This window comes from Streptomyces sp. NPDC056347 (genome assembly GCF_042262625.1).
Lineage (GTDB): Bacteria > Actinomycetota > Actinomycetes > Streptomycetales > Streptomycetaceae > Streptomyces.
The window spans coordinates 23,446-39,589 of record NZ_JBHJQP010000064.1; the positions used below are offsets into that span (position 1 = coordinate 23,446).

A 16,144-nucleotide genomic window follows, 5' to 3' on the forward strand; every position below is an offset into this window, starting at 1 on the left:
CGGTCGCCGTCAGCCGAGCCAGCCCGGCCGCACCAGCCCCGACTCGTAGGCGAGCACGACGAGTTGGGCCCGGTCGCGGGCTCCGAGCTTCACCATGGTGCGGCTCACATGGGTCTTGGCGGTGAGCGGGCTGACGACCAGTCGCCGGGCGATCTCCTCGTTGGAGAGTCCGATGCCGACGAGCGCCATCACCTCGCGCTCCCGTTCGGTGAGCCGGTCCAGCTCCGTGGCGGCGGCGGGCACCTTGGAGCGCGCCGCGAACTCGGCGATCAGCCGACGGGTGACTCCCGGGGAGAGCAGGGCGTCGCCGCCGACCACCGCGCGTACCGCGCGCAGCAGTTCCTCCGGCTCGGTGTCCTTGACGAGGAAGCCGGAGGCCCCGGAGCGGATCGCCTCGAAGACGTACTCGTCGAGCTCGAAGGTGGTGAGCATGACCACCTTGACCCCGTCGAGACGGGCGTCACCGGTGATCGTGCGGGTCGCGGCCAGGCCGTCGAGACGGGGCATCCGGATGTCCATCAGCACGACGTCGGGCCGCAGTTCGCCCACCCGGCGCACGGCCTCGGACCCGTCGGCGGCCTCCCCCGCCACCTCGATGTCGGGCTGGGCGTCGAGCAGGGCCCGGAAGCCCGCCCGGACCAGCGACTGGTCGTCGGCGAGCAGTACACGGATCACGGTCTCTCCTCCTTGTGCGCCGCCCGTGCGAAGGTGCCGGACCCGCCGGGCGGCAGCGGCAGTTCGGCGCGGACCCGGAAGCCGCCGCCGGGCCGCGGGCCGGCCTCGATCGTGCCACCGAGCCCGGCGGCCCGCTCCCGCATCCCGGCCAGTCCGTTGCCGCTGCCTCCGGCGTCCGTGCCGGTCGCGGGCCCCTCGTCGTCGATCCCGAGCCGGATGCGGCCGGGCCGGTAGCCGACGCGGACCCGCGCGGTACGCGATCCGGAGTGCCGGACCACGTTGGTCAGCGCCTCCTGCACGATGCGGAAGGCGGCGAGGTCGGCGCCGGGCGGCACGGCCGGGCGTGCGCCATGGGTCTCGACGGTGACAGTGAGTCCGGTGCTCGCCGCCTGTTCGACGAGTTCGGGGAGCCGGTCGAGCCCGGGCGCCGGTGCCCTGGGGGCGTCGCCGGGGGTGCGCAGGGTGTCCAGGACCTGGCGGACCTCGCCCAGCGCCTCCTTGCTGGCGGCCTTGATGGTGGTGAGGGCCGCGCGCGCCTGTTCCGGGTCGGAGTCCAGCAGGGCGAGCCCCACGCTCGACTGGACGTTGATGACGGAGATGCTGTGGGCCAGCACGTCATGGAGTTCGCGCGCCATCCGCAGCCGCTCCTCGTCCGCCCGGCGCCGCTCCGCCGCCTCCCGTTCCGCCCTCCGGTCCGCCCATTGCTCGCGGCGTACGCGTACGAACTCCGCGGCGGCGGCGAGCGCCAGCACCCAGGCGGCGACGCCCAGTTCCTGCCCCCAGTCGGCGGACCGGTCGCCCTGGGGCGGCAGCCACCGGTAGAGCCAGTGCGCCACCAGGGCATGACCGAGCCACACCAGCGCGACGGCCGACCAGGCGGCCCGCCGGTGCCCGGCGACGACGGCACCGAAGCAGCCGACGGCGACGGCCAGGAAGACCGGGCCGTACGGATAGCCGCCCGCCAGATAGACCGTCACCGCGACCGCGCTGCCGAAGGCGGCCACCACCGGGTGCCGGTGACGGAACAGGAGCACCCCGACCGCCAGGAGGATCAGCAGCCGCGCGAAGAGGTCCAGCGGGACACGGTCCTGCGGCTGCCCCCGGGCCGCGACGGCCGAACCGGCCATGACGACGGCGCCCAGCAGGACCGTCGACGCCCAGGGCAGCCGGGCGGCTCTTCCTCCCGGCACCCCGGTCAGCCAGCGCGGCGACCGCCCCCGGGGAGGACCGCCACCGCTTCCGGCACGATGTTCTTCCATGGCCGCCAGGCTAGGACGCCGGCCCCGGCAAAGGCGTCGGCCGAGGGTGGTGGTCGCCCGTACTCCGCGGGGAGTACGCCCGGCGGGACGGGCCGCTCGGAGCCGCTCAGGCGCCGGGCAGGCCGACGGTACGGGCCAGTGCGGTGGCGGCCTCCCGGAAGAAGACCTCCCGGTTCTCCACCACCCGGTGGAACTGGCCGAAGACCTCGAAGGAGATCAGCCCGAACAGCTGCGACCAGGCGGCGATCAGCGGGGTGGCGGCCTCCGGGGGGAGGTCGGGGGCGATGTCGGTGACCATTCGTTCGGCCTCGTCGCGCAGGTCACCGGCGAGCGGCGGCAAAGTCAGGGCGTCCGCCCGGTGGGCGTCCACGACCACGGCGATCAGGACGAGACCGACCCGGGCGGCGGGGCCGATCGTCGCCCGGGGCGCGGTGTAGCCGGGCACGGGCGAGCCGTAGATCAGGGCGTACTCATGGGGGTGGGCCAGGGCCCAGCCGCGTACCGCGCGGGTGACGGCGAGCCAGCGCGCGAGATGGGGGGCGTCCTCGGCACGGGCGGCCCGGTGGGCGGCTTCGGCGGCCGCGCCCACGGAGTCGTAGGCGTCGACGATCAGGGCGGTCAGCAGCTCGTCCCGGCTGGGGAAGTAGCGGTAGAGGGCGGAGGACGCCATGCCCAGCTCGCGTGCGACGGCGCGCAGCGACAGCTTCGCGGCGCCCTCCGCGGCGAGCTGCTTCTTCGCCTCGTCCTTGATCGCCGCGGTGATCTCGATGCGGGCCCGTTCCCTGGCTCCTCGGACAGTGCTCATGGCCGTCAGTCTGCCACGCGCGCAGAGCACCAGCCAACAACGAGAACACTGCTCTTGCTTTGGAGCACCCCTCTCGTACACACTGATCTCAAGCGAGAGCACCGCTCTCACAAACTCGAGGAGTCCCCATGTCCCAGCCGTACTACCTGCGCGGCAGCGCGATGAATGTCCGGATGAACGGCCTGATCGGCTGGCTCGCCCGCCGGGGTCTCAGCCTCTTCGGCTCCGCCGAGCTGTCGGTACCCGGCCGCAAAAGCGGGCAGATGCAGCGCGTACCGGTGAACCCGCACGCCTACGAGGGCGCGCGGTACCTGGTCTCCGCGCGGGGCCATTCCCAGTGGGTCCGCAACATGCGGGCGGCCGGTGGCGGCGAGCTGCGGGTGGGCCGGAAGGTGCACGCGTTCACGGCCGCGGAGATCGCGGACGACGAGCACAAGGCGCTCGTCGTCCGCACCTACCTGGAGCGATGGGGCTGGGAGGTCAAGGACTACTTCAAGGGCGTCACGGCGCGGTCCTCGGACGCCGAACTGCTGGCGGCCTGCCCGGACCACCCCGTCTTCCGGATCACCGTGGAGAAGTGACCGTACGCCCGGGGGAGCCGGACCTAACGGTCCATCGCGGACAGCGCCCGCTGCGCCAGCGGGTGCGTACGGACCAGCTCGGCCAGCGAGGTCGTGCCGCGGGTGATCCCGGCGAACGCGTTCCAGGCCGGGCGGAAGCCCGTCAGCACGGCGTGCAGCACTCCGGGGCGGCGCTCGAACAGCTTCAGCATGCGCCGCCCGACGCCCATCTCCACGCCCAGCCCGGCCTTGATGGCGAACGCGTAGTTCAGCGCCTGGCGCCTGGCGTCCACCGCGTCGTGCGACTCCGCGATCCGGACCGCCCACTCACCGGCGAGCCGGCCCGACCGCAGCGCGAAGGAGATCCCCTCACGGGTCCACGGCTCCAGCAGCCCCGCCGCGTCGCCGCAGACCAGGACGCGGCCGCGGGAGAGCGGCGAATCGTCGCTGCGGCAGCGGGTCAGATGACCGGAGGAGATCTTCGGCTCGAAGCCCGCGAGGCCGAGCCGGGCGATGAAGTCCTCCAGGTACCGCTTGGTGGCGGCACCCTCGCCGCGCGCCGAGATCACGCCGACGGTCAGGACGTCGCCCTTGGGGAACACCCAGCCGTAACTGCCGGGCAGCGGACCCCAGTCGATCAGCACCCGGCCCGCCCAGTCCTCGGCGACCGTGGCCGGAACCGGGATCTCCGCCTCCAGGCCGAGGTCGACCTGGTCGAGCTTGACGCCGACATGGGCTCCTATCCGACCCGCGCTGCCGTCGGCCCCGACGACCGCGCGGGCCAGCACCGTCTCGCCGCCGGACAGCACCACCGCGACCGTGCGCCGGTCGGGCACCGAGGCGCCGTGCTGCTCGACCCGCGTCACCGTCACGCCGGTACGGAGCTCGGCGCCCGCCTTCTGCGCCTCCTCGACCAGACCCGCGTCGAACTCGGGCCGGTTGATGAGCCCGAAGAGCATCCGCCTGGAGCGGCGGGTCCGCGCCAGCCTGCCGTTGAGCGAGAAGGTGACCGCGTGGATCCGGTCCCGCAGCGGCAGTTCGAAGCCAGGCGGCAGCGAGTCCCGCGAGAACCCGATGATGCCGCCGCCGCATGTCTTGTACCGGGGAAGCTCCGCCTTCTCCAGGAGCAGTACCCGCCGCCCCGCGACTGCCGCCGCGTAGGCCGCGGATGCTCCGGCCGGTCCGCCGCCGACTACGACGACGTCCCACACGGACGACTCTTCGTGCTCCTGTACGGCGTCTGCGTTCTCGCTGCTCACGATGTGCTTCTGCTCCCGATCCCACCAGTGGCCCAAACTGCTCACGGCATCCTACGGCGCCCCGCTCCCGGCCCCCGCTGTGGGAGGATCGACCGTACGTTCGTGCCGTGTGCGGCGCCGCACACCCGGCGCGCATGCGGCCGGATTCGTCCACATAACGTCGCACCCACGAGGAGCGTGCCCATGACCGCCCGTCCGATCGCCGAGACCATCGCCTCGCTCATGCCCCGCGCCAAGTCGGAGCTGGCCGAGCTGGTGGCCTTCCAGTCGGTGGCGGATCCCGCGCAGTTCCCGAAGAGCGAGTGCGATGCGGCGGCCGACTGGGTCGCCGACGCGCTGCGCTCCGAGGACTTCCAGGACGTCGCCCTGCTCGACACCCCCGACGGCACCCGCTCGGTCTACGGCTTCCTGCCCGGTCCGGCCGGTGCCCCCACCGTGCTGCTGTACGCGCACTACGACGTGCAGCCGCCGCTCGACGAGTCCGCCTGGCTCTCCCCGCCGTTCGAGCTGACCGAACGCGACGGCCGCTGGTTCGGCCGCGGCTCGGCCGACTGCAAGGGCGGCTTCATCATGCACCTGCTCGCGCTGCGCGCGCTCAAGGCGAACGGCGGTGTTCCGGTCTCCGTCAAGGTGATCGCCGAGGGATCCGAGGAACAGGGCACCGGCGGCCTGGAGCGGTACGCGGAGGCGCACCCCGAGCTGCTGGCCGCCGACACCATCGTCATCGGCGACACCGGCAACTTCCGGGTCGGCCTGCCGACCGTCACCGCGACGCTGCGCGGCATGACGATGCTGCGGGTCACCCTCGACACCCTCGAAGGCAACCTGCACTCCGGGCAGTTCGGCGGCGCCGCCCCGGACGCGCTGGCCGCGATGATCCAGCTGCTGGCGTCGCTGCGCTCCGAGGACGGCACGACGACCGTCGACGGGCTCGCCCAGGACGCCGAGTGGGACGGGATCCAGTACCCGGAGGCCGACTTCCGCAAGGACGCGAAGGTGCTCGACGGGGTCGGGCTGATCGGCACCGGCACGGTCGCCGACCGCATCTGGGCCCGGCCCGCCGTCACCGTCATCGGCATTGACTGCCCGCCCGTGCTCGGCGCGACGCCCTCGGTGCAGTCGAGCGCGCGGGCCCAGATCAGTCTGCGGGTCCCGCCCGGCCAGGACGCCGCCGAGGCGACCGGGCTGCTGACCGCCCACCTCGAGGCGCACACCCCGTGGGGGGCCAGGATCACGGTGGAGCAGGTCGGCCAGGGTCAGCCCTTCCGCGCGGACGTCTCCAGCCCCGCGTACACGTCCATGGCGCAGGCGATGGAGTTCGCGTACCCCGGCGAGAAGATGCAGGCGTCCGGGATGGGCGGCTCGATCCCGCTCTGCAACACGCTTGCCGCTCTCTACCCGGAGGCGGAGATCCTGCTGATCGGGCTGAGCGAGCCGGAGGCGCAGATCCACGCGGTGAACGAGAGCGTGTCGCCGCAGGAGCTGGAGCGGCTGTCGCTCGCCGAGGCCCTGTTCCTGCGGAACTACGCGGAGTCCAAGCAGGGCTGACCGCGGCCCGGGCCGTATCTCCCGGCCCTCGTCCGGCCCGCCCCGGCCCCGCTACGCGTTCGGCGAAGCTCGCCGAGAGCGTAGAACGGCGGCTCCGGGCGGGTCGGCCGCGTACGTTCGCGGCATGGACCTCGTCGAAGTGCTCCCCCGGCTGCATATGTTCCGCTTCCCCGTCGGTCAGGCCTATCTGTGGCGTGACGGCTCCGATCTGACGCTGATCGACGCGGGCGGCATCGACGCCGCGCCCGCGATCGAGGACGCGATACGCACCCTGGGCCGGGACCCCGGCCGGATCTCCCGGATCGTCCTCACCCACGGGCACGAGGACCACTACGGCGCCGCGCAGGAACTCGCCGACCGGCACGGTGCCGAGATCCTCGCGCACGGCGGGGACGCGGCGGTGATCCGGGGCGAGGAGACGATCGCCGCTCCGGTGATCCTGGACTGGGAGCGCCCGCTGTGGGAGCGGACCCGGACGGTCCCCGCCGCTCCGCCGACCCGGGTCGACCGCGAGCTGGCCGACGGTGACGTGCTCGGGTTCGGCGGCGGGGCCCGGGTGGTCCACGCCCCGGGCCACACCCCGGGCTCCATCGGGATCCACCTTCCGGACCACGGTGTGCTGTTCACCGGGGACTGCGTGGCCGGGGTCGGTGAGGTGATCCTGGGCGTCTTCAACATCGACCCGGCCCTGGCCATGGCCTCGTTCCGTCGGCTGGCCGCGCTGGAGCCGGACACGGTCTGCTTCGGACACGGCGAACCGGTGGCCGGCGGCGCGGCCGCGGTACTGCGTGCCTCAGCCGACCGGGACCCCGGCCTCCAGGTTGAGCACGGCTGAGCGTTCACGGGCGCGCAGCGCCCAGCGCAGCCGTTCGTACCGGGTCGGGGGCAGCAGGCCGGCCGCCTCCTCCTCGGTGACGAACCGCCAGCCGCGCAGTTCTGAGCCGGGCAGCAGCAGCCGGTCGGCGTCGGCGCCGGTCAACAGGCCGCCGTCGAAGAGCAGCCGCAGTCCGCCGTAGCCGGGCGGCCGGGGTGCTTCCCAGTCGATCACCAGGAGTTTCGGCACCCGGTCCAGCTGGATGCCTATCTCCTCGAAGACCTCGCGGATTCCGGCCTGGGCCGGTGCCTCCCCGGATTCCACCACTCCGCCGGGAAACTCCCAGCCCGGCTTGTACGTCGGGTCGACGAGCAGCACGCGGTCGTGCTCGTCGAAGAGCAGCACCCCGGCCGCCACGGTCTCCGCGGTCGGCTCGGGGGTCTGCACGATCTCGCACGCGGCGGCGGTGCCGTCGCCGACCGCCTCGGCGATCCGCTCGGCCGTTCCGTACGGGGTGAGCGCACCGGAGTCGATGAGGTGCGCGTCGCGGGTGAGCCAGCCCAGGGCCGCCCGGTAGGGCTCGATGTGCTGGTAGGCCCACTGTCGTACCCGCTCGCTGTGCTCGGGGTCGTCGGGGTCCTCCACCCGCTCGGCGATCCGCGTTCGCAGGATCGTTTCCTCGGGTGCGAGCAGCACATGGTGCACAGGGACGCGCCGGGAGGCCAGCCCTCCGAAGATCTCGTCCCGGTACTCCTGTCTCAGCAGGGTCATCGGCACCACCAGCACCCCGGGCACCTCGGCGAGCAGCGCCGCGGCGGTGTCCACGACCAGGCGCCGCCAGATCGGCAGTTCCTGGAAGTCCGTCACCTCGGCGAGTCTCTTCTGGGGCAGCAGGTGCCGCAGTCCCTCGCCGATGAGCTCGGGATCGTACAAGGTGCTGTTCGGGATCAGATCGATCAGTTCACGCGCGGCGCTCGTCTTGCCCGCGCCGAACGCGCCGTTGACCCAGACGATCACGGTTCCCCCTCTTCCGTAGCCCCCTGAGGCTTGCCCGCAACACCCTGCCGCGAAAACCCGGCCGGGGCGACCGTTGTTTCCCGAACGGAACCGTCCGGTGCCCGGCGGCGGTGAACGGCGGCCCTCAGCCCTTGGTGGAACCCAGGGTGAGGCCCGCGATGAAGTGGCGCTGGAGCAGCAGGAAGACCACCAGGGTGGGCAGGGCGACGATCACCGATCCGGCGGCGAGCAGGTTGTAGTCGGTGAAGAACTGCCCCCTGAGATTGTTCAGTGCCGAGGTGATGGGGAGCTTGTCGCCGTCGGAGATGAAGACCAGCGCCCACAGGAAGTCGTTGTACATCCAGGTGAACTGGAGGGTGCCGAGCGCGGCCAGGGCCGGGCGGCACAGCGGCAGGGTGATCCGCCGGTACCGGGTCCACACGCCCGCGCCGTCGACGACGGCCGCCTCCAGGATCTCCTGCGGCAGGGTGCGCATGAAATTGGCCAGGACGAAGACGCAGAAGCCCAGCTGGAAGCCGATCTGCACGGCGATGACGGCCCAGTAGGAGTCGTACATCGTCATCGAGTCGGACATCCAGTACGGCAGCGGGACACGGTTGAACACCACGTACAGCGGAGTCACGATCACCTGCTGCGGCAGCAGGTTCCCGGCGGTGAAGAACATCAGCAGGACGAGGCTGCCGCGTATTCTCAGCCGGGCCAGCGCGAAGGCCGCGAACGACGCGAGGAAGAGCGCGACGAGCACTCCGGGAACGGCGATGAGCAGGGTGTTGACGAAGTACTTCGTCATGCCGGAATCGGCGAACGCCTGCCGGTAGTAGTCCAGGGAGAGGTGGCGCGGCAGCGAGAAGTAGCCGTACTCCGCGGTCTCGTCGTACGGGCGCAGCGAGGCGTACACCGCGAGCAGGAGGGGTGCGAGGAAGGCGAGGGAGACCGCCGTCAGGAAGACGTGGACGCCGATCCGGCCGGGTCTCGCCCGGCGTCGGGCGGCGGGGACCGGCGGTGTGTCGCGTCGGGCGGGGACGACTGGGGCGCTCAACGGTTCTTCTCCCCTCGGTACTCCTGGACCAGATACGTCACGACGAATCCCAGGGAGACCAGCAGCAGGACCACGGCGATGGCGGAGCCGAAGCCGATCCGGCCGGCCTCGCCGATGATGTTGTCGGTGACGAGCACCGAGAGCAGTTCGAGTCCGTTGCGGCCGTGGTTGACCGCGTACACGATGTCGAAGGCGCGCAGGGACTCGATGACGGTGATGACTCCGACGATCACGTTGACCGGGCGCAGGGTGGGCAGGACGACGCGGAAGAGGGTCTGGGCCTCGCCCGCCCCGTCGATCGCGGCGGCCTCCTTGAGCGAGGGGTCGACGGCCTTCAGTCCGGCGAGGTAGAGGATCATCACGTAGCCGGTGTGCCGCCAGGCTGCGGCGAGGAGCACCACCCAGATGTTGAGGTCGGGGTCGCCGAGCCAGTCGGTGGGTGAGGTCGTGTCCCCGAGGACCGCGTTGAGGGCACCCTGGTCGCGGGAGAAGACCAGCTGGGCGATGAAGCCGACCACGGCGAGGGAGAGCACGACGGGCATGTACAGCGTCGACTGGTAGAAGCGGCTGAAGCGCACGCCCCGGTCGATGAGTACGGCCAGCAGCAGGCCGAACGGGGCGGCGACCAGGCCGAGGAAGGCGAGCCAGAGCAGATTGTGCCGGACAGCGGGCCAGAACGGCGGGTAGTTGGTGAAGAGGTTCTCGTAGTTGCGGACGCCGGCCCACTTGATGTCCCCGACACCGTCCCAGTCGGTGAAGGACAGCGCCACGGAGGCGAGGGCCGGGCCCCAGACGATAACGATGTCGAGCAGGACGGGTATGCCGAGCAGCACACCGAGTACGGCGAGGTCGCGGCCGGTGAACCGCCGCATGGACCGCCGTCCGGCGCGCCGGGCCGAGTTGAACGACACGGTCGGGGACTCCAGGTTCGGTCGGATGCCGTCGGGGCCGGTCGGGGTCAGCCGGCGGCGAAGATGGACTTCTTCTGCCGTTCGATGCTGTTGACCAGCCCGTCCACGTCGTTCGGGTCGCCGATGAACTGCTGGATCGCCGGGATCATGACCGTGGAGGCGAAGTCCGGCCGGGTGTCCCGGTCGAGGAACTGGGAGATCTGCTTCGCTCCGGAGACCAGTTCCACCGCCTTCTTCTGGATCGGCGAGTACGCGGAGATGTCCGCCCGGTCGTTGACCGCGATGTTGTTCGGGTCGCCCTTCAGGTAGGCGTCCTCGGCCTTCCCGGTGGCCAGCCACCTGAGCAGGTCCTTGGCGCTCTCCAGGGTCTTCCCGTTCTTGAGGCTCTTCGACTTCCCGGCCAGCAGGAACCCGTCGATGGGCGCTTCGACGGCGTCCTGCCCGTGCTCCGGGTCGATGACGGGGAAGGGGAAGAAGTCGATGTCGTCCCGTTCGCCCTCGGGGAACTGGGCGCCGGGGTGCGGCAGTCCGAAGACGCCCATGCCGGCCTTCCTCTTCTGGAGGCCGGTGGCCGCCTCCTGCCAGGTGCGGCCGTTGGCTCCGGGCTGGCAGTACGGGAGGAGCCGGCGCCAGGTGTCGAAGACCTCCCGGACCCGTCTGTCGGTCCAGGCCACTTCTCCGGCCATCAGGCTCTTGTGGAAGGCGTAGCCGTTGGTCCGCATGTCGATGTAGTCGAAGGTGCCCATGGCGGGCCAACCGTCCTTGTCGCAGAACGCGATGGGATCCAGCTTGTCCTTCCGCATCTGCCTGGCGAGCGCCACATACGCGTCGAGCGTCTTCGGTACCTGGTAGCCGCGGTCGGCGAACAGGCTCTTCCGGTGGAAGACGGCCCACGGATAGTAGTAGTACGGCGTGAGGTACTGCTTTCCGTCGGCCCCGGTGGACTGGTCCTTCAGCGCGTCCGAAAAGCCTTTGTATTCCTGCCAGAGGTCGCTGATGTCGTGCAGCAGCCCCTTCTCCGCGAAGAACTGCATCCGGTTCCCGGCGAACCACATGAAGACGTCGTCCGGCCTGCCCTGCAGATATCGGCTGATGTTCTCCTGGAAGGTGTTGTGGTCGACGGTGTTGACCTTGATCTTCCGCCCGTCCGACTGCGCCTCGTACGCGGCGAAGGCGCCGGCGAATGCCTTCTTCGGTACCGGGTCGGAGGAGTTGGACCCGAGGGTGATCGTCTTTCCGTCGCCGCCGGGGCCGCTCCCGCAGGCGGCCAGCAGTGCGGGCAGTGCCACGGCTCCGGCGCCGACGGCCGCACCGCGCAGCAGGCTCCGCCGGGACATCCGATGTCCCGCCACGCTTCCCGGCACACCCGAGCTGCCGTCATCAGACTGCGTCATGCCCAACTCCCTCGGAGATTAAAGCCAACACAACCGAACGTGCGCTTGGATCTCACTCCCAAGCAATCATGCCGTCAAGGGTTTTGACGAGATACCTGGCAACTGCCGTCACTCCCCTCCCAGCAGAATCCAACACGCTCCAACGCAATCAAAGGCCGCCTCCGGCCACCGCCACCGACTCCCCCGCACCACTGCGGGCCGCCGCCCCCGCAGTCCGGAAATAGTCTTGCGCTCATCCCGCCGGCGGGATTCAGCAACGGGAGCCGTACGCATTGCCGGACCGATTTCGATGAATGGACGGCCGGATGAATCGATGGTCGGTTGAATCGGCGATCAAGGAGATCTCCGATATCTCCGACGGGAAAGATCTCCAGGACGCGGGCGGGAGTCCCGGCCGGGGCGGAGCAGGGAATCGGTCTCCCGAGGGGCCGGTCCACGCCCGGTGCGCCGAGCGGACGTCATGGTCCGTGGCATCGCCTCCCCGCCGTGGGACACACGGTCCGGCGCTGCCGCGCGGGGTGATCGGGCCGTGGTTTCATGCTGCGGTGAAACGACAGTCGGACCCCATGGCGAAGGAGGCTGCCGCCTGCCACGTCCGGCGGCGCGAGGATCGCGATCTCGACGCCTGCGTGGAGCTGCTGGCCGAGGTGCACGAGCGGGACGGCTACCCGGAGAACTGGCCCGAGCGTCCCGGTGACTGGCTGTCCCCGCCCGCCCTGTCCGCCGCCTGGGTGGCGGAACTGGACGGAAGGATCATCGGCCATGTCGGCCTGTCCGAGGGCGGGGCAGGAGACCGGGCCCCGGCCCTGTGGAGTCACCGCGCGGGTGAGCCCGTCGAGAAGGCCGTCGTGATCAGCCGCCTGTTCGCTTCTCCCGCGGTGCGGGGACGCGGCGTCGGCGCCCTGCTGATGGAGCGGGCCACGTGCGAGGCGCGGCGGCGCGGGCTCCATCCCGTGCTGGACGTCCTGATCTCCGACACATCGGCCGTGGCCCTGTACGGACGCCTGGGGTGGACCCTGCTGGCCACCGTCGACCACCGGTGGAGTCCGACGGAGACGGTGACCGTGCACTGCTACGCCGCGCCCGCCGCTCCCTGACCGGCACGGCGGGCCGTGTCCGGCACGCGAGCACGCTCCCTCCCGTGCCGTGCGGGGCCCGATGCCCGAGCACCGCACGGAAGGGTCCGTGGCAGGTGATCGCCGTCCGCGCGGATCACTCGAACGTGAAAGTGAAGACCGAGCGGACCTGTTCGGCGATCTCATGGAGGCCCGCGACGCTGTCGGCGGTGATCATGGCCTCGGCGAAGAAGTTCTCCCGGTCCATCGTCACCACTCGGAAGTCCTCGAACAGGTAGCCGTCCACGACCCCGGGAATCCGCTTGAGTTCCTCCACGGAGGTGGCACTCACCAGGGCACCGACGCGGTCGGCCTCGAAGGGGAGCATGGCCAGCAGCTCGGAGCCACCGGGAGTCGCCCCGGCCAGGGCGCCGTCGAGGCTCTCGCCGAGCGCCATGCGTACCGACATGTCGATGGGGTCGACACCGCAGGCCCGCTGGGTGGCCGCCCGGTACATACGGCCGCCGGGACGCGGGTTGATCTCGACCAGCTCGCAGGTGCCGTCCGCGCGCACCCGCCCTTCGACGTGGAGCCAGCTGCTCTTCACGCCGAGGGAGGCGTACAGGACTCCGACCCGCTCCGCGAGCTCGCGCACCGCCTGCCGCACGAGCGCGGACGGCGGGGGCGAGACGAGGAGCCCCGCGTCATGGTTCCGCAGGTTGTCGTGCTCGGTCTTCTCGACCTCGAAGAGCGGGTGGAAACGGCCCTCCAGCACCGGGCCGTCGACCGAGAACTCGACGCCGTCGATGTACTCCTCGACGATGGCGTCCGTCTCCGGGTCCACCGAGTCGGCCAGCTCCTGGAGGCAGGCGCGGAGTTCCGCGGCGTCGTCGGCGCGGCGGACGAGCCGTGAACCGCCGGAGTCCTGGTCGGGCTTGACGATGACGGGGTACGAGGTGACCGCGTCGACATCGAGGGAGGCGACGGTGCCGGCGACGAACGGCAGCGCGGACAGGCCCCGGTCCGCCATGGCCGCCCGCACCCGTGCCTTGCTCAGCAGGACCTCCCGGCCGTCCTCCCCGCCCGCCAGCCCGTAGTGCCGTGCCGTGCGCACCTGCCAGGAGATCAGCGACTCCACGAAGTTGACGACGGCGGTCGGCACCACGCCCGCCGCCTCGACCGCCGCGACGAGCTCCGCCAGGCTCGCCTTCTCCCAGTCGACGACGACATGGGCCGCGCAGTGGTCGCGGTTGACGTCCTCCGGCTCGTCGGAGACCAGGACCGGGCGGCGCCCCATGTCCGAGAGCATGCGTGAGACGAGGCGCACCCCGCCCTCGAAACGCTTGGAGTAGATCAGGACGTCTCGCTCATCAGTCACGTCGTCTGTCGCTTTCTGTGTCCGGGCAGTGGGATGCGCAGTGGTACGGATCGGGCGTTCGGCGGTCAGGGGGCGGAGGTCTGCTCGTCGACGGCGTCCTCGGACCCCGGCCGTACCCCCAGCACACGGGCCTGTTCAAGGGTGGTGGCGGAGCGCAGCGGCGAGAACATCAGCCAGAAGGAGACGCACAGGTACGAGAGCCCGACGATCCAGATGGCCCGGCCGGGCCCCAGGGCGTCGGCGAGGGCACCGCCGGCGAGGGCTCCGAGCGGCAGCGTCCCGAGGGCCACCAGCCGGTAGCTCGCGGTGACCGCGCCCAACTGGTTCTCCGGCGGGATGGCCTGACGGAGGCTCACCGCGAAGACGTTGAAGAGCGCCACCCCGAAGCCGTTCACGACGAAGGCGGCGGCAAGGAGGGCCACCAGGGCATGGGCGCCGAGATCGAAGACGACCACGAGCGGGACGAGCAGCAGCCCCGCGGCGGCCAGGACCACGCCCCAGGTGAGCGTCCTGCCCACGGTGATCCGGGCGCCGATGCGCGCGGCCACCAGCGAGCCGGCCAGCGCGCCGACGCTGCCGATGCCGATGACCACACCGACGGCCGTGCCGCTGAGGCCCAGCTCGCGGACGGCGAAGACCAGGAAGATGGTGAGGAAGCACTGCTCGTGCAGGTTGGACAGGCCCGCCTGGGTACAGAGGTCCCGCAGCGGCCGCAGGGACCAGGTGTACCGCAGCCCCGATCCGATCGTGCGCAGCGCCGACTGCCGCGGCACGCCGGGCGCCTTGACGCCACGGAGCCGCGCTCCGCTGAGAGCGGCAGCCACGAAGAAGGCGGCGGTGACGGCGAAGGCGGGCGAGAGCCCCGCCTTGCCCACGAGGAAACCGGCCGCCGAGGGGCCGGCGAGCTGGCTGACGGAGTAGGTGGCCTGGTGCAGTCCGTTGGCCGAGGGGATGGAGTCCACCGAGACGATCTTGGGGATGGTGGACTGGTAGGCGACCTCGTAGAAGACGGTGGCCGTGCCGATGACCGCCGCGGCCACCACGACATGGGCGGCTGTCAGCCCCTGGGTGGCCTGCGCGAGGCCGAGGAGTCCGAGCGCGGCCCCCCGGACCACGCTGGTGATCACCAGCGTGCGGCGGGGCGGATGGCGGTCGACCACCATCCCCGCGACCAGTGACAGAAGTACGACCGGGACGAACTGCACGGCGGAGACGAGACCGACCTCGGTACCGCTGGCGTGCAGGGCGGTCACCGCGACCAGCGGTAACAGGAAGTTGGTCAGCTGGGTCCCGAAATGGGCGGCGGACTCCCCCGTCCACACATTTCGAAAATCCCTGTTCTTCTTGAGGAGAACCTGGATTTCCTTGTCTAGGATCGCCATTTCCATCCCCCACTCGGACCAGTTGGGAAATGAACCTAGCACACGCTCCATCCGTTCGCTAGGGTGCATCACGTCCCGCCTGTTCGACGAACGTTCAGAGAGACGAGGAAACGATGTCGGAATATTCGATACTGACAGAAGAAGAATTGCGGATGCTGCCGTCGGACGAGGACGTCCTGCGCTACGAGGAAACCGGCTGGTACCTTTCGCAGAAGTTGCTCAGCGACGCGGAGACCGAAACTCTGACTCAGGTCAGCGAACGCTTCTATGCAGGTCACAGGGGTCGCGAGTTGCCAAGTCGGCCGGACCGGCTGGCCGACTGGTCCCCCGCCGATGGCGAGATCCAGCGCAACACCGACTACATTCACTACCGCAATGAAACCATTGCCGGAATTCTCCGTAAACCGATCATTGCCGCGGTGGCGGCACGGCTGGCGAGAACACCGGAGGTACGCACCTTCCAAGCGACGCTCATTTACAAACCGGCAGCCCCGGAAGAATCATCCAACATCGTCTCCTGGCATTTCGACAAATACTTCTGGCCCACCTGTTCGTCCGACAACATGCTGACCGCGTTCATTCCTTTCCATGACTGCACGGAGGAGGCGGGCACCATCACGATGGTGCCGGGAAGTCACCGGTGGCAGCGGCGCCACGGCGCCGAACGGCCGGTCGGCGATCCCGCGGACGTGGCCCGTGAGTACCTTCTGGAAGGGGACGCGGAACGCAACGGTGCCGACGTCGAGCGGGTTCCCGTGCACATCCCGCGGGGGCACATGACCTTCCACCACTGCCTCCTGTACCACGGCAGCGGTCCCAACCGCAGCCCGCACCCCCGTCGCGCGATCTCGTTCCACCTCCAGGACGGGGCCAACACCTACCGGCACTACCAGAACTCCGAGGGCCGTCAGCAGCCCTACAAGCACGACTCCCTGGTCCGGCGCACCCCGTCCGGGGAGCCGGACTACACCGACCCGGAGTTCTGCCCCACCCTCTGGCCCGCCCGGGGGTGAGACTCCCGCTCCCGGTCCTGCGCGGGGTGCCGACC

Annotated in this window: 15 protein-coding genes; 5 read left to right on the forward strand and 10 right to left on the reverse strand. The window is 70.6% G+C overall.

The genetic code is table 11. The annotated features are described in order from the left end of the window. Positions 1–9: 9 nt before the first annotated feature. The 3 genes from ACFCV8_RS17035 to ACFCV8_RS17045 form a co-directional block, all read right to left on the reverse strand. The gene (locus ACFCV8_RS17035; protein WP_376686138.1) at positions 10–675 is read right to left on the reverse strand and encodes a response regulator; all 666 of its coding nucleotides are present in this window, start codon (positions 673–675) and stop codon (positions 10–12) included. After that, complete coding sequence (locus tag ACFCV8_RS17040; protein WP_376686151.1) at positions 672–1,943, reverse strand: sensor histidine kinase; 1,272 nt, start codon at positions 1,941–1,943, stop codon at positions 672–674. The genes ACFCV8_RS17035 and ACFCV8_RS17040 overlap by 4 nt, the downstream gene beginning before the upstream one ends. A 97-nt stretch (positions 1,944–2,040) precedes the next feature. Then, complete coding sequence (locus ACFCV8_RS17045) at positions 2,041–2,739, reverse strand: TetR/AcrR family transcriptional regulator (RefSeq protein ID WP_376686139.1); 699 nt, start codon at positions 2,737–2,739, stop codon at positions 2,041–2,043. A gap of 128 nt (positions 2,740–2,867) precedes the next feature. Here ACFCV8_RS17045 and ACFCV8_RS17050 point away from each other — a divergent pair, with 128 nt between their 5' ends. Further along, a complete protein-coding gene (locus ACFCV8_RS17050; protein ID WP_376686140.1) occupies positions 2,868–3,320 on the forward strand; it encodes a nitroreductase family deazaflavin-dependent oxidoreductase in 453 nt (150 codons plus the stop codon). Between the two features lie 23 nt (positions 3,321–3,343). Here ACFCV8_RS17050 and ACFCV8_RS17055 read toward each other — a convergent pair whose 3' ends face one another. Beyond that, positions 3,344–4,558, reverse strand: a complete 1,215-nt coding sequence (locus ACFCV8_RS17055; RefSeq protein WP_376686141.1) for a geranylgeranyl reductase family protein — start codon at positions 4,556–4,558, stop codon at positions 3,344–3,346. Between the two features lie 183 nt (positions 4,559–4,741). Here ACFCV8_RS17055 and ACFCV8_RS17060 point away from each other — a divergent pair, with 183 nt between their 5' ends. Both ACFCV8_RS17060 and ACFCV8_RS17065 read left to right on the forward strand, forming a co-directional pair. Further along, a complete protein-coding gene (locus ACFCV8_RS17060) occupies positions 4,742–6,106 on the forward strand; it encodes a dipeptidase (protein WP_376686142.1) in 1,365 nt (454 codons plus the stop codon). Positions 6,107–6,230: 124 nt separating this feature from the next. Next, positions 6,231–6,941: an MBL fold metallo-hydrolase gene (locus tag ACFCV8_RS17065; protein ID WP_376686143.1), complete on the forward strand. Its 711-nt coding sequence runs from the start codon at positions 6,231–6,233 to the stop codon at positions 6,939–6,941. On the opposite strand, the gene ACFCV8_RS17070 is transcribed toward ACFCV8_RS17065, so the two are convergent. From ACFCV8_RS17070 to ACFCV8_RS17085, 4 genes are all read right to left on the reverse strand, one after another. Continuing rightward, positions 6,900–7,937 (reverse strand): NUDIX domain-containing protein, encoded by a 1,038-nt coding sequence (locus tag ACFCV8_RS17070; protein WP_376686144.1) that lies wholly within the window; start codon positions 7,935–7,937, stop codon positions 6,900–6,902. The genes ACFCV8_RS17065 and ACFCV8_RS17070 overlap by 42 nt on opposite strands. A 124-nt stretch (positions 7,938–8,061) precedes the next feature. Then, positions 8,062–8,976, reverse strand: a complete 915-nt coding sequence (locus ACFCV8_RS17075; protein WP_376686145.1) for a carbohydrate ABC transporter permease — start codon at positions 8,974–8,976, stop codon at positions 8,062–8,064. Further along, positions 8,973–9,887 (reverse strand): carbohydrate ABC transporter permease, encoded by a 915-nt coding sequence (locus ACFCV8_RS17080; RefSeq protein ID WP_376686146.1) that lies wholly within the window; start codon positions 9,885–9,887, stop codon positions 8,973–8,975. Before ACFCV8_RS17080 ends, ACFCV8_RS17075 begins: the two co-directional genes overlap by 4 nt. A 47-nt stretch (positions 9,888–9,934) precedes the next feature. Further along, positions 9,935–11,224: an ABC transporter substrate-binding protein gene (locus ACFCV8_RS17085; RefSeq protein ID WP_376686152.1), complete on the reverse strand. Its 1,290-nt coding sequence runs from the start codon at positions 11,222–11,224 to the stop codon at positions 9,935–9,937. 623 nt (positions 11,225–11,847) lie between these two features. On the opposite strand from ACFCV8_RS17085, the gene ACFCV8_RS17090 reads away from it, so the two are divergent. Continuing rightward, positions 11,848–12,378, forward strand: coding sequence for a GNAT family N-acetyltransferase (locus tag ACFCV8_RS17090; protein ID WP_376686147.1), 531 nt, complete (start codon positions 11,848–11,850; stop codon positions 12,376–12,378). Positions 12,379–12,493: 115 nt separating this feature from the next. Here ACFCV8_RS17090 and ACFCV8_RS17095 read toward each other — a convergent pair whose 3' ends face one another. After that, a complete protein-coding gene (locus ACFCV8_RS17095; RefSeq protein WP_376686148.1) occupies positions 12,494–13,714 on the reverse strand; it encodes an acetyl-CoA carboxylase biotin carboxylase subunit family protein in 1,221 nt (406 codons plus the stop codon). 65 nt (positions 13,715–13,779) lie between these two features. Continuing rightward, entirely contained in the window at positions 13,780–15,096 is a 1,317-nt protein-coding gene (locus tag ACFCV8_RS17100) for an MFS transporter (protein ID WP_376686149.1), read from the reverse strand. 113 nt (positions 15,097–15,209) lie between these two features. Between ACFCV8_RS17100 and ACFCV8_RS17105 the strand changes: the two genes are divergently transcribed. Beyond that, positions 15,210–16,109 (forward strand): phytanoyl-CoA dioxygenase family protein, encoded by a 900-nt coding sequence (locus tag ACFCV8_RS17105; protein ID WP_376686150.1) that lies wholly within the window; start codon positions 15,210–15,212, stop codon positions 16,107–16,109. Positions 16,110–16,144 lie beyond the last annotated feature (35 nt).